Consider the following 19,573-nt stretch of genomic DNA (forward strand, 5'->3'; position numbering starts at 1 on the left):
GAGTGACGGAGAACTCAATGGACATCACCGTGATCGGCACCGGATACGTTGGACTCGTCGCAGGGTCCTGTCTGGCCGGGTCGGGGAACCGCGTCACCTGTGCCGATGTTGACGAAGAGAAGATCCGGCGTTTGAACTCCGGAGACGTCCCGTTCTACGAGCCCGGCATCGAGCGCCTGATCTCGGAGGGCCTCGCCGCCGGACGGCTTCGATTCACAACGGACGCGGCGGAAGGCGTCCGGACGGCCGACGTCATCTTCGTCGCGGTAGGTACGCCGCCCGGTCAGGACGGACTGGCGGACCTCGACTTCGTGCTGGACGCGGCCCGGGTGATCGGAGACCATCTGCGCCCCGGCGCAGTCGTCGTCATGAAGAGCACCGTGCCCGTCGGGACGAACGACATCGTGCGGGACGAGATCGCCCGACGGACCGATCTGACCTTCCATATGTGCTCCAACCCCGAGTTCCTCAAGGAAGGAGACGCGGTGGGGGACTTCCTCTACCCCGACCGGGTCGTCTGCGGCGTGGACTCGGACCACGCCCGGCGGTGCATGGAGGAGCTGTACGAACCCTTCATCCGCTCGGGGAACCCACTGATCTTCATGGACATCGCCTCGGCGGAACTGACCAAGTACGCGGCAAACGCAATGCTCGCCGCCCGGATCGGCATGATGAACCAGTTCGCCGAACTGTGCGAACAGACCGGAGCCGACATCGAGCGCGTCCGCCGCGGCGTAGGCTCCGATCCTCGCATCGGATCGGCCTTTCTCTACGCCGGTACGGGGTATGGCGGCAGTTGCCTGCCCAAGGATGTGCGGGCGATCATCCGCTCCGCTGAAAGGCAGGGCGTCGACCTCGGCATCCTGAGGTCCGTGGCCGACGCGAACGATCGCCAGACCACCGTCCTCGTCCGGAAAATCCGGAAGCGGTTCGGCGACGACCTCACAGGGCTGCGCTTCGCGCTTTGGGGGCTTGCATTCAAGCCGCGCACGGATGACATGCGCGAGGCGCCCTCGCGCGCGATCGCCGAGGCGCTGCGTGAACGGGGGGCGTCCGTCGTGACGCACGATCCGGCCGCCATGGAGCAGTCGCGCGAGTTCTATCTGGGAGACGCCGTGGAATACGCGGCGAACGAGTACGAGGCGCTCGACGGCGCGGACGCGCTCGTGGTCGTGACGGAGTGGCTCCAGTACCGGCGTCCCGACTGGTCTCGTCTCGCGGAGCGCATGGCCCGCCCCATCGTGTTCGACGGGCGCAACGTGTTCGAACCGGACCGCATGGCTTCGCGGGGGTTCGAGCACTACCCGATCGGGCGCAGGCAGACCGGTCAGGCGGAGATCGCATGAGACTGGTCGTCACCGGCGCCGCCGGCTTCCTCGGCTCGCACCTCACGGACCGCCTCCTCGCCGAGGGGCACTCGGTCGTCGGGATCGACAGCCTGATCACCGGGACGCGGCGGAATCTCGCCCATCTGCGGGATGAACCGAGCTTCGCGTTTATCGAGCGGGACGTGTCGGAGCCCATCGAGATCGAGGGGGAGATCCACGGGATCTTCCACTTCGCTTCGCCGGCCAGCCCGGTCGACTACCTTCGTTTCCCGATCCACACGCTGAAAGCAGGCGCCCTCGGCACGCGCAACGCCCTGGGTCTGGCCAGAGCGAGCGGCTCCCGGCTGCTGCTCGCCTCCACCTCGGAAGTCTATGGAGATCCGCTCGTCCATCCTCAGCCAGAAACGTACTGGGGCAACGTGAACCCGGTCGGTCCGCGCTCCGTGTACGACGAGGCGAAGCGCTTCGCCGAGGCCATCACGATGGCCTACCACCGCGAGTACGGCGTGGATACGCGCATCGTGCGAATCTTCAACACCTACGGCCCGCGCATGCGTCCCGACGATGGCCGCGTAGTCTCGAATTTCGTCGTCCAGGCGCTGCGGGGGGAGCCGCTCACGGTCTACGGAGACGGCTCCCAGTCACGGAGTTTCTGTTACGTATCCGACCTTGTGGAGGGGATCTGGCGTCTCTTCAACGTCGATATCCACGAGCCGGTGAACCTGGGCAATCCCGGCGAGTATACGATCCGCGAGCTGGCCGATCTCGTGCTCGCGAGCACCGACTCCGCATCCACGACCGACGTGCGTCCGCTGCCCCAGGACGACCCGAGAAGGCGCTCTCCGGACATCTCTCTCGCCGCCGCGCGGCTGGACTGGACTCCCCGAGTCCCGCTCGAGGTCGGACTGAAGCGAACGGTCGAGTATTTTCGGGAAATGCGGCCGCCCGGGGCAGGACCCGAATGAACGCACAGGTCTCCGTGGTCATGCCCGTATACAACGAGGAAGCGACGCTCGAGGCGATCGTCCGGCGCGTGAAGGAGGTGGCCCCGGACGTGGAGCTCGTCGCGATCGACGACGGCTCGGCCGACGCATCCGCGTCGATCCTGAACCGGCTGGAAGCGGAAGGGCTGGTCGATCGGGTCATCGCGCACGAGCGGAACCAGGGGAAGGGCGCGGCGCTTTCAACGGGGTTCAGGGGTGTCAGCGGCGATATCATCATCATCCAGGACGCGGATCTCGAATACGACCCCGCCGAGTATCCGCGCCTCCTCGAGCCGATCCTCTCCGGCAGAGCGGATGTCGTCTACGGATCGCGATTCATGGGTGGCCAGCCGCACCGCGTCCTCTACTACTGGCACTACGTGGGGAACCGGTGGCTGACTCGGCTGTCAAACATGATGACGAACCTGAACCTCACGGACATGGAGACGTGCTACAAGTGCTTCCGCCGGGAAGTGATCGAGCAGCTCACGATCGAGGAGCGGGCCTTCGGCGTCGAACCGGAACTCACGGCGAAGATCGCCATGGGGGGCTGGCGCGTGTATGAGGTCGGGATCTCCTACGCGGGACGGACGTACGCGGAGGGCAAGAAGATCGGCTGGCGCGATGGCGTTTCCGCGCTGCGCTGTATCTTTCTGTACGGCCTCGTCCGCCGCTGGACGCGCAAGGGCGGGCCGAGCGCATCGCGCGAGGCAACGGGCGACATCCGTAGCGGCGTCGAAAGCGGGGAGAATTGAGACAATCGGGAGACGAAGGCCGGCAGGGGCGCCCATGGTGACCGTCCGTCAGTGGATCGTTCAGGGGACCGCCGGGGTCCTGGCGGCGCTTGCGCTGGCGGCGTGCGAGGACCCGGTGGACCGCTCCGTCGTGCGCGGGGATCGATACCTGGCCGTCGGGGATGCGGACAAGGCGATCGCCGAGTATCTCCTCGCCCGCCGCGTCAGCGGAGACACGGACGATCTCCTCCTCCGGCTCGGGCATGCCTACGCGGTGCGCGGCGACGTCGACGAGGCGCTCACCGTCTACGAGACGCTGGCGGAGCGCGACCCGCGGCTGCGGCATCAGGCGGCGGCCTCGCTCGCCGGACTCGCGTGGTCCGCGCGGGAGCGGGGCGCGGCGGAGAACATGTCCCGCGCACTCCAGCCCCTCGTCGGTTGGGGACTGGGCTATCTTCCCGCCGACCTCCAGCGCTCGCTGGCCGCCTATCATGCGGCGGAGGGTGACTACGCCCGCGCCCTTTCGCTGCGCCTCGCGCTCCTCGCCGGGGAGGGGGATCCGGAGCCGGCGGTCTTGTACGATGTCGGCCTCGCATATGAACAGCTCGGCGCCTGCACTCGCGCGCTGCCCTTCTATCGGGATTTCCTCGAGGCGATGGAGGAAAACCGCTCGAACCCGGGGGACGCCCGCTACCGCTACGGGAATTGCCTCTACGTTTCGGCCGATGAAGACCGGGCCGAGGGCCGCCCCGCCGCCGCCCTCGAGAAGCTGGCGGAAATGGTCGAACTCGGTGAGCCGCGGACGCACATGGTCGAAGCGCACTTCCTCATCGGCGAACTCCACCTGGCGCTCGGCCAGACCGACGAAGCTCTCGTCAACTACGCCCGCGTGCTGGAACTGAACCCGACACGCACGCACGCGCTCGTCCGGCGCGCGGAGGAGCGGATCCGACAGATCCGCTTCGGCTTCGAATGAGGCTCCCGGCCGCGACGGCGCCTCGCAATGCGCTTCACGGCGTGCTCGCCGCCACGGTCCTCGTGCTTGCGGGCTGCTCGAGTTCCGGGCCCCCGGGCGAACTCGAGCCACCGGATCTCTTCCAGTGGGCGCAGGACCGGTTCGACGCCGAGGAGTATCGCAGTGCGGCCGAGGGCTTCCTCGCCTTCATGATCCGCGATCCCCTGAATCCGCTCGTCGACAGCGCGCAGTACCTTGCAGCCGAGGGCCAGCTCCGGGCGGGCAACGAACTCGATGCCGTGGAAGAGTTCCGGCGCATGGCGACGAACCGGCCCAACAGTCCGCTGGCGGACGACGCGCAGTTCGGGCTGTGCCGCGCCTACCTCGCGGCGTCGCCCCGGGTGACGCTCTCGCAGGAGTTCACTCGGCGTGCCCTCGAGGAATGCGAGCGGTTGCTGCAGTTCTTCCCGACGACCCCCTTCCGCGAGCAGGCCGAAAGCCTGATGGCGGACGCGCGGGCGAAGCTGGCCGAGAAGAGCTACGAAATCGGGAAGTACTATCAGGATCGCTGGAGGCTGCCGGAATCCGCCATCGTCTACTTCGAAAAGTCGCTGGCCGAGGATCCGACCGAGGATTTCCTGCCGGATCTCCTGTTGCGACTGTATCGCAGTTACAGTGTCGTGGGATACGAGACCGAGGCCGGCGTCGTCCGGGAGCGGCTGCTGGCGGAGTTTCCCGAATCGGAGGAAACCCGGTTGCTGTTGGCGGAAGAAGACCCGGCGGCGGCGGACTCCGCGGGGGATGTCGGTTCCCCCCGCTGAAGTCCCGGCGGGAGGTCGGCGGACGGGCATCCTCGGCGGGAGCTTCGATCCGCCGCACCTGGGCCACGTCTCCGTGGCGCGCGACCTTGTCGAAGCGCTGCGCCTCGACCGGCTGCTCGTGATCCCCGCGGGGGATCCGCCGCACCGTGAAGTCACGCTCCCGGTGAAGGTCCGCCTCGACCTCACGCGCCGGGCCTTCGCGGACCTGCCCGGTATCGAGGTCAGCCCGCTGGAGATCGAGCGGGCGGGTCCCTCCTACACGGTGGACACGCTGGAAGCCCTCGCGCGGCGCTTTCCTTCCGACCGGCTCGTCCTCGCGATGGGCGCGGACCAGTTCGCGGCGATCCACCGCTGGGAACGCTGGCGCCGGCTTCCGGAGCTGGCTCGCATTGCGGTGATGCCGCGTGGCGGCCGGGAGCCCGCACCCTCCCCGGAATCGATGCCGATCGAGTATGTTGTCGCCGACGTCACGCGAGTGGATATCTCGGCGAGCCGGATCCGGCAGCGCCTCGAGGAGGGGCGTTCGGTCCACCTCCTCGTTCCGGAAACGATCCGACACCATGTCGAGCGCGCCTGGGCCGGACGCCGGGCACGCCATGTAACCCAGTGAGCCCCGGATGTTGAAGAACGTCGTAACGCAGGTCTTCGGAACGCGCTTCACGCGCGAGATGAAGCGCATGCGGCCGATCATCTCCCAGATCAAGGAACACGAGTCGCGGCTCGCGGATTCCCCGGAAGAGGCCCTCAAGGCGCAGACGGGCAAATTCCGGGCGATCATCGAGGAGCGGACCGCCGAGTTCGAGCAGGCCGTCGAGGCCCTGCGGGAAAAGCGTCGCTTCACCGAGAATCCGGCGCGGCGCGCCGACCTCACCGAACGCATCGCGGCGACGGAGGGTGACCTCAACGAAGCGCTGCAGGCCGTGCTCGATGAGATTCTTCCCGAGGCGTTCGCGACCGTGCGAGAGGCGTGCCGGCGACTCCTCGGGGCCGAGATCGAGGTCACGGGGAACGAGATGAGGTGGGACATGGTCCCCTACGATGTGCAGCTCATCGGAGGGATCGTTCTCCACGAAGGGAAGATCGCCGAGATGGCCACCGGCGAGGGGAAGACGCTCGTGGCCACGATGCCGCTGTACCTCAACGCCCTCCCCGGCCGAGGCGTCCACCTCGTCACCGTCAACGATTATCTCGCCAGGCGCGACGCCCAGTGGATGGGCACCGTCTTCGACTATCTCGGTCTCACCGTGGGCGTGCTGGAGGATACGCAGCCGGGAAGCGAGGAGCGGCGGGCGGCCTACCAGGCCGACATCACCTACGGGACGAACAACGAGTTCGGGTTCGACTACCTCCGCGACAACATGGTGATCGAACTCCGGCATCGCGTGCAGCGCGGACACGCGTACGCGATCATCGACGAGGTCGATTCGGTGCTCATCGACGAGGCCCGCACCCCGCTCATCATCTCCGGACCCGCCGGCCGCGATGAACGCGACGTGTATCAGAAGCATAACGCGCAGGTGGCCGCGATCGCCCGCAAGCAGACGCGGATCGTCAACCGCCTCGTGGCCGAGGGCACGAAGCTGCTCGACGAGACGGAGGCCGAGGAGGATACGGAGCAGCGCCGGGACGCGGGGCTGAAGCTGCTCGCCGCGCAGCGCGGCGCGCCGAAGAACAAGCGGCTGCTCAAGCTGAAGACCCGCTCCGGCGTGAAGCAGCTCATCCAGCGGACGGAAGCCGATCTGATGCGGGAGAAGCGGCTTCAGGAGATCGACGAGATGCTCCTTTTCTCGATGGACGAGAAGGGGCAGACGATCCAGCTCTCCGAGCAGGGACTCGACGTGCTCTCGCCCGACGACCCCGAGACGTTCGTCGTCCCGGACATCTCGGAAGACGTCCAGCATGTCGAGGACGACGAGTCGCTGACGACTGACGAGAAGCGTAGCGAGATCGAACGGCTCGAACGCGAATACGCGGAGAAGTCCGAGAAGATCCACGTCATCCACCAGCTCGTGAAGGCGTATTCGCTGTACGAGAAGGACGTGGAGTACGTGGTGGAAAACGGCGATGTACTGATCGTCGACGAACACACCGGCCGCAAGATGCACGGGCGGCGCTGGTCGGACGGGCTCCACCAGGCGGTCGAGGCGAAGGAGAAGGTCAAGGTGCGCGGCGAGACGCAGACGCTCGCCACGATCACGATCCAGAACTACTTCCGGATGTACGACAAGGCGGCCGGGATGACCGGTACCGCCGAGACGGAGGAGGGCGAGTTCCACGCGATCTACGGTCTCGAGGTCGTCGTCATCCCCACGAACCGGCCGGTGCGGCGACTGGATCACGACGACGTGATCTTCCAGACGAAGCAGGAAAAATACGCCGCGCTGATCGAGGAGATCGAACGGATCAACGGCGAGGGTCTTCCGATCCTCGTGGGGACGACGAGCGTGGAGGTGTCGGAGGTCATCGCCCGCATGCTGAAGCGGCGGGGCCTCGCGCACGAGGTGCTGAACGCCAAGCAGCACGCCCGCGAAGCGGAGATCGTGCGCAATGCGGGCCAGCCGGGCGCGATTACGATCGCGACGAACATGGCCGGGCGCGGCACCGACATCAAACTCGCCTCTCCGTGCGTGCAGTGCGAAGTGTGTGGGATCCGTTCCGACACGCCGGCGTTCGGCCGGACGGACGAGGAGCCGGACCTGTCACGAGCCGAGATCAAGGAGCGGGGGTGCGAGGATGAGCCGCCCTGCGGACTCCAGATCCTGGGCACGGAGCGCCATCAGTCCCGCCGCATCGACCGCCAGCTCCGCGGCCGCTCCGGACGCCAGGGGGATCCCGGGGCCAGCCTTTTCTTCCTGTCGCTCGAAGACGACCTCATGCGGCTCTTCATGCACGAGCGCGTGGCGAAGATCATGGATCGCCTGGGCGTGCAGGAGGGCGAGGTCATCAGCCACCCGTGGATCACGAAGTCCGTCGAGCGCGCGCAGAAGCGGGTCGAGACCCAGAATTTCGACGCCCGCAAGCGACTGCTGGACTACGACGACGTGATGAACCAGCAGCGGGAAGTCGTCTACGACCTGCGCCTCTATGCGCTCGAGGGCGGGGAAGACCTCAAGGGCGAGACGTGGGAGATGGTCGAGGAGGCGATCCGCGAGGAGATGGACGCCTACGTGCCCGAGGAGAGTTCCCACGACCAGTGGAACCTCCCGGGACTGCGGGAGCACCTCCTGATCGAGTACTTCCTGCACAACGAGTTCCTCCCCCGGGCCGGAGGGGGGGAGGCGTCCGAGACGGAGAAGGAGGCGAGCGCCGACAACTGGGCGGGAACCGGCGAGTTGTACGAAGCGGTGCTCGAGAGCGCCCACGAACAGTTTCGCGCCAAGCTCGAGAGTTTCGACGAACACTGGGAGCAGGTCCTGCGCTTCATCGTGCTGTCGGTGCTGGACGAGAAATGGAAGGACCACCTCTACGACCTCGATCATCTGCGCTCCTCGATCCAGTTCCGGTCGTGGGGGCAGAAGGACCCGCTCGTCGAATACAAGAAGGAGGCCTACGAGATGTTCGTGAGCCTGATCACGGACATCCGGAAGACGGTGGCGAATCGCTTCTTCCGCGTGCGCATCGAGGTCCGGCCGCCGGTCCGGCCGCGGGCGCCGCAGATTACGGGCATGAGCGGCCCGGTGGAGCCGGGCGCCGGCGCCGCGGGCGGGGTGGCCCCCGGGCGGAGAGAGGCGCCCGTGCAGGACGGCGCGTCCGGCGAGCCTCCCGCGGGCGAGCCGGCGTTCTCGGCCACCGGTGTCGCGGCCTCCGCCGCAGTGCAGGAACTGGCCCCCGATGACACCGCGGCCCGCGCGGCCCTGCGCGCCGGCCAGCGGCCCCGCCGGACGGGCGCTCCGGCGACGGCCACGAAGATCCCCGGGCGGAACGAGCCGTGTCACTGCGGCAGCGGCCGGAAGTACAAGAAGTGCCACGGCCGCCCCGGCTGAACGCGCCGACCGCGCGGCGGATCGCGCCGCCGGCCGCGTGTCGTCGCGGCATGCCCATCGCCGCCGCGATGCTTGCGTTGGCCTGCGGAGGAGAAGGGAGAGCCGCGAACGCGGCGGCCAACCCGGCCAGTGCGGCCGCCGCACTGGAAGCGGCCGCTTCCGCCCCGGAACCGGACCTGTCGGCCGTATACGCGGCCGACGCGGTCGATGTGGCCCTGCTCGAGTACGCGATCGGCATGCCGTCGCGGTTGCCGGCGGGCCCCACGGTGCTCCGCCTCAGCAACCAGGGTTTCGAGATGCATAACCTGAAGCTCGTGGACCCCGCGAGCGGGGAGGTGCTTTGGGAGACGGAGGCGGATGTGAACACCGGAGAGGTCCGTCTCGTCGAACTCGATCTCTCCCCCGGGAACTACACGGTCGTGTGCGACGTCGCCGGCCACGACAGCCGAGGGATGCTCATGACGCTCACCGTGGAGGCATCACCGGCCCCCTGACCAACCCCACACCGTCCGGCAACCCTGAGGCCTGCCTGACCGGAAGGAGCGACCGGCTTGTACCTGAGATACGTGCCCCCGATGGGGATCTACGAGACCCTTTATGCCTTCCTGGGAGCGTTCGGCACCTACATGGGCGAGCCGGGCACGAACCCGTGGAGCCAGGGGTTCCCGCGGACGGTCGCCCTGCCGGACGGCCCGGCGCTTCCGTCGACCGTGACGGTGACCTCCGAGCACCGCAAGTATCCCAAGGCGTGGGGGCTCCCGGCGCTGCGGGAGGCGATCGCCGCCTACTACCGGCGGTCGTACGGCGTCGAGATCACGGCGGAGAACGTGATGGTGTTTGCGGGCGGTCGTCCCGCGATCGTGGCGCTTCTTCTCTTCCTCGAACCCGATATCGAGGTCCGCCTCGCGTCCACCGAATACACCCCGTACTACGACGTCCTCGAGCGGCTGCGGCGCCCCTATCACCTCGTGCAAAGCGGTGTGGACAACGTGTTCCGGCCGCCGGTCTCGGCCTACACGGCTCCGCGCGAGGGGCGCACCCTGATGCTGCTGAGCAATCCGTGCAATCCGACCGGCGTGACACGGACCGGGGACGAACTCGCGGCGCTCGTCGCGGCCAGCGCGCAGGACGGCCTGGGTCTCCTCGTCGACGAGGCTTACGAGCTTCTCCACGACGAGCCGGTGAGCGCCCTCGCACACGTGGACGACATCGAGCGCGGCAACCTGTTCGTCGTCGGCGCCGCCACGAAAGGCCTGCAGGCGCCCGGCATCCGCATCGGATGGGCCGTGGCGGCGAAGCGGCACATCGACGTGCTCGCGAACTTCTCCTCGTTCGGGATGGGCGGCGTGTCCCACCCGTCACAGTGCTACGCGGTCGAACTCCTGGACCCCGAGCGCATGCGCCACGTCCGCGAAGCCGTCCCCGCCTTCTATGCCATGCAGCGCGAGCGCTACGGCCGGGCCTTCGAGGATCTGGGCCTCGACCTCTTCTCAGGCGATGGCGGCTTCTACCACTGGTGCCGGCTCCCGAACGGCTGGACCGCTCAGGAACTGAACGAACGCCTCTTCACGCGCGGGGCCGCGATCCTCAAGGGCACCGACTGCGATATGGAGCGCCTCGGTGACGACTCGCCGCTGTCGAGTTTCTTCCGCTTCTCCTTCGGCCCGCTCGCTCCGGAATCGTTCGAGGCGGACATCGCCCTCCTTGGCGAGACGCTAAGCGAGATGCGATCCTGACAGCACGCGGACAGGAAACAGGAGGACGTTCGATGACGATGACGCGACGTGAGTTCGCGGGGACCTCGCTCGCCGTCGCGGGGGCGGCGGCGCTCCCGGTTGCAGGAGCCGCGGCATGCGCGGGCGAACCCCCACCCTCGACCGATGCCGGGGGGACCGCGGCCGAAGGCGCGGCCCGGCCCGGGCGGCTGCTCATCCTGGGCGGCACCGGCTTCATCGGCCCGCACATGGTGCGGCACGCCGTCGCGCGGGGACACGAGGTCACGCTCTTCAACCGCGGACGCTCGAACCCCGGGCTCTTTCCCGGCGTCGAGACCCTCATCGGAGACCGCGACGGGGCGCTCGACGCGCTGCGGGGGAAGGAATGGGACTACGTCATCGACAACAGCGGCTACGTCCCGCGCCTGGTGCGCGACTCGGGCAACCTCCTGCGCGATGCCGTCGGCCGGTACCTGTTCACCTCCACCGGCTCCGTGTACGACTTTGATCAGGACGAACTGCCGGAAGAGGCCCGGCTGCTCGAGGTCACGGACCCCGAGAGCGAAGACGTGGGGCGGTACTACGGGGAGCTGAAGGTGATGTGCGAGGAGGCGGTGCAGGAGATCTACGGCGAGCGCGGCACCGTCACCCGCCTGCACGTCGTCGCGGGCCCGGGAGATCCCACCGACCGCTTCACGTACTGGCCCGTCCGGATCCATCGCGGAGGCGAGGTGATCGCGCCGGGCGACATGGACAATCCCGTGCAGTTCATCGACGTACGGGACCTGGCCGAGTTCTGCATGCACCTGCTGGAGGAGGACACCGGCGGGATCTTCAATGTCGCCGGGCCGACGCTCGACGAGACCCGCATGGACGAGTTCCTGTACGGGATCCGCGCGGTCACCACGTCGCGCGTGTCGTTCACGTGGGTGGACGAGGACTTCCTCCGGAACCGGGAGCCGCCCGCGCGCTTTCCCCTCTGGTACTCGCATCGCGGCCCTGCGCGGGGATTGGCGCAGGTCCGCTCGCACCGGGGCGTCGAGGCCGGGCTGCGCTTCCGCCCGCTCGCGGTCACCGCGCGCGAAACGCTCGACTGGTTCCTAAGCGAACCCGAGGAGCGCCGGACGCAACTCCAGTTGAACCTCGAGCGCGATGCCGACCTGCTCGCGGAATGGAAGAGCCTGTAGGGCCGTTCGAGGTCTCGGTCCGCCGATCACACGCTTGTTCCATATGATAGCAATTGCTATCATCGCGCGTCGGTTCCTGTCTCGATCGAACGAGAGGCAAGATGGAAAAGGTGCAGATCAACGTCCGGGTCGATGCCGCGGTGAAGAACGCGGTGGAGGGATACTGCAGACCGCGGGGCGTCGCCATGAATCACTTCGTGCAGGAAGCGCTGCTCGATCGCCTGGAAGAGCTCGAGGACATCGAGGATCTGAAGAAGATCAGGCACGAACCTACGCGTCCGTTGGCGGATGTCCTCCGAGAACTCGGTATCGATGGCTCGTTATGAGATCGAGATCTCGCGAACGGCGGAAAAACAGCTTCGCAGGCTTCCCCGCTCGGACCGGCAGCGGGTGGCGCGCAAGATGTCGAGCCTGGCGCACGACCCGTACCCGCAGGGAACCAGGAAGCTCGCGGGCTACGAGGATGTCTTTCGCGTGCGCGTGGGACCCTGGCGGATTCTCTACAGCGTCGGCACGAAGACCCTGATCATCATCATCTTGAAAGTCGGACACCGCGGCGACATCTACCGTTAGCGAAGGCTGTCGCCAGCGGGAGCTACTTCAGACACGAGGACGTTCGATGGCGATAACGGGAGCGGGACAGCCCGCGAGCGTGGACCAGTCGGACCGGATCGTTCCGATCAACCTGCGGCAGAGCGGGCGGACGCCGGTCGAGTTGCTCATCTCCACCCGGGTCCGGAAGTCGCCGTACTGGCACCTGTCGCATGCGGCGGGCTGCTGGCGGGCCACCACCTACAACCGCGTCTACCATCCCCGCGGCTACGTGAGGCCCGAGGACGGGGGCGCGGCCGTGGAGCACGAGGCGCTCACCCACCGCGTTACGCTCTGGAACGTCGCCGTGGAACGGCAGATCCGCGTCCGGGGCCCGGACGCGGAGGCGTTCACCGACTACGCGATCACGCGCGACGCGACCCGGATCGAGCCGATGCGCGCGCGGTACGTCATCCTCTGCAACGAGCGCGGCGGCATCCTCAACGACCCGGTGCTGCTCCGGCTCTCCGAGGACGAGTTCTGGTTCTCGCTCGCCGACTCCGATCTCCTCTACTGGCTCCAGGGAGTGAACGTGGGCCTCGGGATGCGGGTGGAGATCGACGAGATCGACGTCTGTCCGCTTCAGATCCAGGGGCCGAGGTCGCTCGATCTCATGGCCGATCTCGTGGGCGAGGCGGTCCGGGACATCCCCTACTACGGGCTCATGGAGGCGGAGGTCGCCGGCTGTTCCGTCGTCATCTCGCAGACCGGATTCTCGGGCGAGAAGGGCTACGAGATCTATCTCCGCGAAGCGACACTGAACGCGGAGACTCTTTGGCGGGCGGTACTGGAGGCGGGGGAAGCGCACGAGTTGATGGTCACGGCCCCGGGGCACCAGCGCCGCATCCAGGCCGGGATCCTGTCGTGGGGACAGGACATCGACCACGAGACAAGCCCGTTCCAGTGCCACCTCGCCTACCAGGTGCCGCGCGAGAAGCCGGGGGACTACATCGGGCGCGTCGCGCTGGAGCGCCAGCGTGCCGAGATCGAGGTCGGACGCTCTCCGTTCGCCCTCGTGATGGTGGGGATGAAGCTCGGCGGCCGGCCGATCGACGACTACGCGCCCGACTTCTGGCACGTGTCACGCGCGGAAGGCGGCGACCCGGTGGGATACCTCACGTCTCCATGGCATGCCCCTGAGCTGGGCAGCAACATCGCCCTCGGTTACGTCCCGCCCGCCGACTCCGCCATCGGCACGGAACTCGCGGTGTGGCTCCCGGATGAGTACGCGAGCGAGCCGGGCAAGCCCGATGTCGCCCGCGTGTGCGAGGTCCCGTTCAGGCCCTCCGCGAATCCGAGCACGCGCGAGGTGGCTCTCGCACAGGGCCGCGACGCCGCCATCTAGCCGGGGACTGCCAGTCACGATCTCATGCGGGCGCCGGTCGGGTCGAAGAGCGCGGTGCCGCCGGCCACGGTGACCGGGAAGACTTCGTTCATGTAGAGAACCTGGAGCCGCGTTCCGGGGGCGGCGAGTTTCGGCGGGAGGTACGCCATTAGGAGGTACTTCCCTACGGAGGGGCCCATCCCGGCCGACGTCACGCGGGACTCCCGCCCGTGAGCGTCGACGATGCGCTCCCCATCGAGCCCCAGAAGCGGCTCGTTGCCTCCAGTGGGGAAGCGGGCGAGGTCCGGGGCGTCGGCGTGGTCGTCCATGGTGAGCGTGCGGAGCATCGCCGCGGGACCCGCCTCCCGGGCCTTCAGGTAGGCGGCCCGGCCGATGAACTCTGCCGGCTTCACGCGCGGTCGTGCCAGGCCGGCCTCCACCGGGGAGTACTCCGAGGTGAGTTCGGCCCCCATGAGGGCATAGCCTTTCTCCATGCGGCCCGTCGTGCCGTAGACTCCGGCGCCCACCGGGCGCAGGCCGAACGCCCGGCCCGCCTCCCGCACGGCGTCCCACACCCGCGTCGCGAGAGCGGCCTCCACGTAGATCTCCCACCCGCTCTCGCCGACATACGAGATCCGGCACATGGTGGCCGGAATCCCGTCCAGCGCGACATCCCGCACGGAGGCGTACGGGAACGCGGTCTGCGACAGGGTCGTCCCGGAGATCTTCTCCAGGAGCGCCTCGGCTCCGGGGCCCCATACGCCCAGCGCGCAGATCGCCGCCGACCGATCTTCAAAGCGGACGGAGCCGTCCTCCTGCAGGTGCTTGCGGAACCAGGCCGCGTCCCGCGCCCCGTCGAAGGCGCCGGTCACGACGCGGAAACGGTCGGTGCCCAGCCGCTGGATCGTGAGGTCTGCCCTGAAGCCGCCGTCCGGCGTCAGCAGCGGGGTGTAGATGGACGTCCCGGGCGGGCGGTCGCACGCGTTGGCGGCCATTCCCTCCAGGTATGCGAGGGCGCCGGGGCCCGTCACATCGAAGATCTGAAACGCGCCCAGGTCGACGACGCCGACCTTCTCACGCAGGTGCAGGTGCTCCGCCTCGATGATGGGAGACCACCAGCGGCGATCCCATTCGTGCGGCCGCTCGGCGACGCCGTACCGTTCGACGAGTGCCGCGTTCGACTCGTACCACTGGGGGCGCTCCCAGCCGCGCGCCTCGTAGTACACGGCCTCCAGGGCCTCGGTGCGGGCGTGGAGCGCCGAGCGGTGCACGTCGCGGCAGGACTCCCACTGCTCGCGCGGGTGTACGATCCCGTACGTCTTGTTGAAGTGCTCCCGGGCGCGGGCCCGGACATGCCGGCGCGTGCGCTCGTGCGGCTGGAAGCGGGTGACGTCGGAATCGTGCGGGTCGCAGAGGCGGGGATGGCCGTGCGTGATCCACTCGGCGAGAATCCGCGCCGCCCCCGGACCCTCCTTGATCCAGACCGCCGCCGCGGACCACAGGTTGGCCACCTCGGCGGTCTCTCCCAGCACCGGGTGCGCGTCGGGCGTGAGGGAGAGAAGGCCGTTGATCGCGTATCCGATCTCGGCGTCCCGCAGCAGCTCTCCCATGATCTCCCGCGCCTGCGCGAGTTGGGGCGCGAAGTCGTCCCGCGTGAATGGCCTTTCCGTGGGAGAGCGTTCCGCCCCTTCGCCCGGGGGGATGTCCTCCGGGCGCACGAGGATGGGGCGGTGCGCGTACGAACCGACCTCCATCGCTTGGTATTTCTGACGCTCGTACATGAAGGCGTCCATGTCGCGCACGATGGGATAACCGATCTCGTTGCCGGTCGCGCGGAGGGGGTCGACCGGGCCGAGGTCCGCCATCTGATGGACCGCCGGCGTGAGCGGAATCGAGGCGCCGGCCAGCTCCGCGATGAGAGGGCTCCACACCCCGCACGCGATGACCGCGTGCTCGACCTCGATGCGGCCCCGCGCGGTGAGGACGGCCCGCAGGCGAGGGCGCCCGGAGGGCCAGGGTTCGACCTCCAGTCCCGTGACCTGGGTGTTGTCCAGGATCGTGAGCGCTCCCCGGGACAGGGCGCGCTCCCGCATCAGCGTTCCGGCCCGCACAGAGTCGACCACGGACACGGACGACATCCAGAAGCCGCCCAGGATGACGTCCGGATTCACGAACGGGATCCGTTCCGCCACCTCGCCCGGCGTAAGCAGCTCGGCGTCGATGCCCCACGCGCGCGCCGACGTCATGCGCCGCCGCAGTTCCTCCATCCGCGCCTCCGTGCGGGCGACCTCGACGCCGCCGCACGTCGTCTGCACCCCGAGCGCCTCGTACTGGCGCTGGCTCTCCAGCGTCAGCATCGCGACCTCGCGGTTGTGGTCGGTGGGGAAGATGAAGTTCGACGCGTGGCCGGTGGAGCCGCCGGGATCGGGCAGGGGGCCCTTGTCGAGGAGGACGAGGTCGTCCCAACCCAGCCTGGCGAGGTGCTCGACGAGGCAGCTGCCGACGATGCCGGCCCCGATAACGGCGATGCTGGCCGCCGCCGGCTGCGACGCGCGTTCGCTCACGGAGCGGAGGGCGTCCGTCCGCGAAGCCTCATGCGCGGCGCGGCGGCGGACCGATGCCCCGGGCCCGCCGCCCCGGCAGTCCGTGGCCGCAGCCCCGCTGCGTCCGAGCGGAGCTGACGCGGGGTCTTGCCACGGACTGCCAAGCGTCAGCGGCGCGGCGGGACGCGGATCGGGTCGCCAAGATCGGGCATCACGCCAATGTCGCCCAGCATTGCCTCCAGCGCCGGCATGCTCCCGCCCAGGAGCGCGTTGACGCGCTCCGCGACCTCCGGCAGCGCCTCCCAGGCCAGGCCGATCCTGTACATCTGGTCCGCCGTGGGCTCGCCGGACCACCCCTCCATCTGCCCGATCCCGGCGCCTCCGGCGACATCGCCGAGGTCGTCGCCGATCTCGTCGAGTTCGTCGGAGATCTCCTCCGCCATGGCCTCGATCCGCTCGCGGTCGCCATCGCCCACCTCGGCGTCCTCCACGAGCGCCCGGATCTGGGCCAGGCGATCGCTCATCGCACCGATCCTCTGGCGCGCGTCGCGCGCCGGGCCCGCCAGTGCATGGGCCTGCAGCATCGCGTCCTGCCGCGCCACGAGGGCTGCCCGACTCGCCTCGCGCCGCGGATCGAGCCGCACGCCGACCTCGGTTTCCTGACTCTCGTCCCCGACGCTGAGCCGGACCGTGTACGTGCCCGGCAGTACGCGCGGTCCCGCGCCCTGCGGCGGTCCACGCGAGAAGCCTCCCCCGCCCCCCTCGACGTCGAAGGCCGGATCCACCCGAAAATCCCACAGCACTTCGTTCACGCCCGCCTCGCCGCCCACTTCCATCGTGCGCAGCACGTCGTCTCCGTCGAGCACCTCGAGGCTCGCCCCGCTCGCGTCCACGCCGTCGCCGACGTAGTAACGGAGCGGGATCCCGGCCGGCGGGTTGGGCGCGATGAACGTCGCCGGCTGGAACGGCCAGTCCATCCCCATCGACCACATCGTGCCACGCCGCGCGCCGAACAGCCGGAAATCGGAAGCCAGCACGTCCGCGGACATCTCCTCCAGCGGGGTGATGTCGTCCAGGATCCAGATGCTGCGGCCGTGCGTCCCCACGACGAGGTCGTTCTCGCGCGGGTGGATGGCGATGTCGTCCACCGCGGCCACGGGGAGGTTGTTCACCATCCGCGCCCAAGACTCGCCGCGGTCTATCGACATATAGATGCCGATCTCGTTCCCGACGAAGAGGAGGTTCGGGTTCCGCGGGTGCTCCCGGATCACGTTGACGGACCAGCCGTCGGGGAGGCCCGCCGTGATCCGCCGCCAGCTCGCGCCGTGGTCCTCGCTCACGTAGGCGTACGGCGCGTAGTCGTCGTTCCGGTGGCCGTCGAACGTCACGTACACCCGTCCGTCCGCCGCGTACGACGTCTCGAGACGGCTCACATAGGTGCGGGGCGGGACGCCGGGCACCTGGTCGATGACGTTTGTCCACGTCGCGCCGCCATCGAGCGTCACCTGCAGGTTTCCGTCATCCGTCCCCACGTAGAGGGCGTCGGGCGAGTGTTTCGATTCGGCGAACGCCGTGATGTTCCCGTACGAGGCGATGCCGTCGTTGTCCGACAGCGTCTCGTCCGTCACCACCCGGCCCATGATCTCCAGCGTATCGCGGTCGATCTGCTTCGTGAGGTCGGGGCTCGCCTCCTCCCAGTTCAGCCCGCGATCCCTCGAACGGAACAGGTGGTTGCCGCCCAGGTAGATCGTCGCGCGGTCGTGGCGCGAGATCGCGAACGGCGAATCCCAGTTGAACCGGTAGCGGCGTGGCTCCGCGTCCTCCGCTTCATCTCCTGTCGGGCGCGGCACCGGCCGGATCGACTGCCCCTCCCGCGTGGCCACGTCGATGCGCGCCATGTTCCCGCCCTGCGACTCCGAGAACATGATGTTCGGGTCCTCGGGGTCGGAGTGGTTGTGGAACCCGTCGCCGAACCACATGTGCGTCCATTCGCGGTTGCGGACGCCCCAGGTCGACTGCGTCCGGTGCGGCGCACACCAGTTCCCGTTGTCCTGCAGCCCGCCGCACACGTTGTACGGATCGCTCATGTCGACGTCGATCTCGTAGAACTGGCCGATCGCCATGTTCCGGATCGAGCGCCAGGTGACCGACCCGTCGCGCGAGAAGGCGAGCCCGCCGTCGTTCCCGTTGATGAGATGGTTCGAGTTGTGGGGATTGATCCACAGCGCGTGGTGATCGGAGTGGATCTGGTCCGTCGCGTTCCCCGGCCACCAGGTGCGCCCGCCATCGTCCGAGGCCGATGACTGGACGCCGCCCAGGTAGATCCGCTCCGGGTTGTTGGGGTCGATCCGGATGAGGGAGAAATACATGGGACGCGGGTTGCGGTCGCTCATGAACTCCCACGTTTCGCCGCGGTCCGTGGAGCGGTACACGCCCTGGCCTTCGTGCGCCTCCACGATCGCGTACACGAGGTTCCCGTCGCGACGGTAGATGTCCAGCCCGATGCGGCCCAGTTCGCCCTCCGGCAGCCCCTCCTCGAGCCGCGTCCAGTTCTCCCCGCCGTCCGTCGTGCGCCAGAGGCCCGACCCGCCGCCGCCCGCCGCGAACCCGAATCCCGTGCGCTGCCGCTGATACATGGCCGCGAACAGCGTGTTCGGGTCGTTGTGGTCCATGACGAGGTCGATGATCCCGGTGTGCTCGTCGATGTAAAGGATGTTCTCCCACGTCGCGCCGCCATCGGTCGTCTTGTAGAGGCCGCGCTCCTCGTTCGGGCCCCACAGGTGGCCGACGGCCCCGACGTACACGACGTCGGGATCCCGCGGATCGATCTTGATCTTGCTGATGTGGCGCGTGTCCTCGAGCCCCACGTGCGTCCACGTGCCGCCCGCGTCCGTCGACTTGAACACGCCGACACCCCATGGCGAACTCTGCCGGTTCGCCGGCTCGCCCGTCCCCACCCACACGTGGTTGGGGTTCGAGGGCGCGACGCTCACGGCCCCGACGGAGGAGGTGGGCTGGTCGTCGAACACGGGGTCCCACGTCATCCCGTCATTCGTCGTCTTCCACACGCCGCCCGCGCCGAGGCCGACGTAGAAGATGCGCGGGTCGCTCTCCACGACCGCGAGGTCGGACACCCGCCCGCCCATGATGGCGGGTCCCAGTTCGCGGAACTCCAGCTTGGAGGCCGCGGCAGCCGCCCGCTCCGACGCCGTCTGGGCCGCGGCATCGGCGGGGAACAGCGCTCCGGGGGCGAGCGACAGGGGAAGAAGAAGCGTGAAGAGACCGACGACGGAGTGGCGCGAGAACCGCGCGAACCTCGACTGGGGCGCCATCTGAACCTCCGGAGTGACGGCGAAAACTGCGGAAAACGGAACATCCGAACAGTGATTCCCGCGAAGCCCGCCGCGCA

The 19,573-nt window shown here is 68.4% G+C and carries 15 protein-coding genes; 13 read left to right on the plus strand and 2 right to left on the minus strand.

Features of this window, described 5'->3' with window-relative positions:
• Window positions 1-17: 17 nt before the first annotated feature.
• From RN901_RS05125 to RN901_RS05185, 13 genes are all read left to right on the plus strand, one after another.
• Window positions 18-1,346: a UDP-glucose/GDP-mannose dehydrogenase family protein gene (locus RN901_RS05125; RefSeq protein ID WP_310756628.1), complete on the plus strand. Its 1,329-nt coding sequence runs from the start codon at window positions 18-20 to the stop codon at window positions 1,344-1,346.
• Complete coding sequence (locus tag RN901_RS05130) at window positions 1,343-2,293, plus strand: UDP-glucuronic acid decarboxylase family protein (RefSeq protein ID WP_310756630.1); 951 nt, start codon at window positions 1,343-1,345, stop codon at window positions 2,291-2,293. Before RN901_RS05125 ends, RN901_RS05130 begins: the two co-directional genes overlap by 4 nt.
• The gene (locus RN901_RS05135; RefSeq protein ID WP_310756632.1) at window positions 2,290-3,066 is read left to right on the plus strand and encodes a glycosyltransferase family 2 protein; all 777 of its coding nucleotides are present in this window, start codon (window positions 2,290-2,292) and stop codon (window positions 3,064-3,066) included. Before RN901_RS05130 ends, RN901_RS05135 begins: the two co-directional genes overlap by 4 nt.
• A gap of 34 nt (window positions 3,067-3,100) precedes the next feature.
• Window positions 3,101-4,021, plus strand: coding sequence for a tetratricopeptide repeat protein (locus tag RN901_RS05140; RefSeq protein WP_310756634.1), 921 nt, complete (start codon window positions 3,101-3,103; stop codon window positions 4,019-4,021).
• On the plus strand, window positions 4,018-4,821 hold the full coding sequence (bamD, locus tag RN901_RS05145; protein ID WP_310756636.1) for an outer membrane protein assembly factor BamD: 804 nt from the start codon (window positions 4,018-4,020) through the stop codon (window positions 4,819-4,821). Before RN901_RS05140 ends, bamD begins: the two co-directional genes overlap by 4 nt.
• Window positions 4,802-5,431, plus strand: coding sequence for a nicotinate (nicotinamide) nucleotide adenylyltransferase (nadD, locus tag RN901_RS05150; RefSeq protein ID WP_310756638.1), 630 nt, complete (start codon window positions 4,802-4,804; stop codon window positions 5,429-5,431). The genes bamD and nadD overlap by 20 nt, the downstream gene beginning before the upstream one ends.
• A 7-nt stretch (window positions 5,432-5,438) precedes the next feature.
• Window positions 5,439-8,804: a preprotein translocase subunit SecA gene (gene secA / locus RN901_RS05155; RefSeq protein WP_310756639.1), complete on the plus strand. Its 3,366-nt coding sequence runs from the start codon at window positions 5,439-5,441 to the stop codon at window positions 8,802-8,804.
• Window positions 8,783-9,298, plus strand: coding sequence for a hypothetical protein (locus RN901_RS05160; protein WP_310756640.1), 516 nt, complete (start codon window positions 8,783-8,785; stop codon window positions 9,296-9,298). Before secA ends, RN901_RS05160 begins: the two co-directional genes overlap by 22 nt.
• A 57-nt stretch (window positions 9,299-9,355) precedes the next feature.
• Window positions 9,356-10,540: a pyridoxal phosphate-dependent aminotransferase gene (locus RN901_RS05165; RefSeq protein WP_310756642.1), complete on the plus strand. Its 1,185-nt coding sequence runs from the start codon at window positions 9,356-9,358 to the stop codon at window positions 10,538-10,540.
• Between the two features lie 32 nt (window positions 10,541-10,572).
• Window positions 10,573-11,706, plus strand: a complete 1,134-nt coding sequence (locus RN901_RS05170; RefSeq protein ID WP_310756644.1) for an SDR family oxidoreductase — start codon at window positions 10,573-10,575, stop codon at window positions 11,704-11,706.
• A 101-nt stretch (window positions 11,707-11,807) separates the two neighbouring features.
• Complete coding sequence (locus tag RN901_RS05175; RefSeq protein ID WP_310756646.1) at window positions 11,808-12,032, plus strand: hypothetical protein; 225 nt, start codon at window positions 11,808-11,810, stop codon at window positions 12,030-12,032.
• Window positions 12,019-12,279: a type II toxin-antitoxin system RelE/ParE family toxin gene (locus RN901_RS05180; RefSeq protein ID WP_310756648.1), complete on the plus strand. Its 261-nt coding sequence runs from the start codon at window positions 12,019-12,021 to the stop codon at window positions 12,277-12,279. Before RN901_RS05175 ends, RN901_RS05180 begins: the two co-directional genes overlap by 14 nt.
• Before the next feature lie 46 nt (window positions 12,280-12,325).
• Window positions 12,326-13,642, plus strand: a complete 1,317-nt coding sequence (locus RN901_RS05185; RefSeq protein ID WP_310756650.1) for a glycine cleavage T C-terminal barrel domain-containing protein — start codon at window positions 12,326-12,328, stop codon at window positions 13,640-13,642.
• 14 nt (window positions 13,643-13,656) lie between these two features.
• On the opposite strand, the gene RN901_RS05190 is transcribed toward RN901_RS05185, so the two are convergent.
• Together RN901_RS05190 and RN901_RS05195 are read right to left on the minus strand one after the other, a co-directional pair.
• Window positions 13,657-16,185, minus strand: coding sequence for an FAD-dependent oxidoreductase (locus RN901_RS05190; protein ID WP_310756653.1), 2,529 nt, complete (start codon window positions 16,183-16,185; stop codon window positions 13,657-13,659).
• Window positions 16,186-16,331: 146 nt separating this feature from the next.
• The gene (locus RN901_RS05195; RefSeq protein ID WP_310756655.1) at window positions 16,332-19,496 is read right to left on the minus strand and encodes a hypothetical protein; all 3,165 of its coding nucleotides are present in this window, start codon (window positions 19,494-19,496) and stop codon (window positions 16,332-16,334) included.
• Window positions 19,497-19,573 lie beyond the last annotated feature (77 nt).

The sequence above is a fragment of the Candidatus Palauibacter soopunensis genome (assembly GCF_947581735.1).
GTDB classification, from domain to species: domain Bacteria; phylum Gemmatimonadota; class Gemmatimonadetes; order Palauibacterales; family Palauibacteraceae; genus Palauibacter; species Palauibacter soopunensis.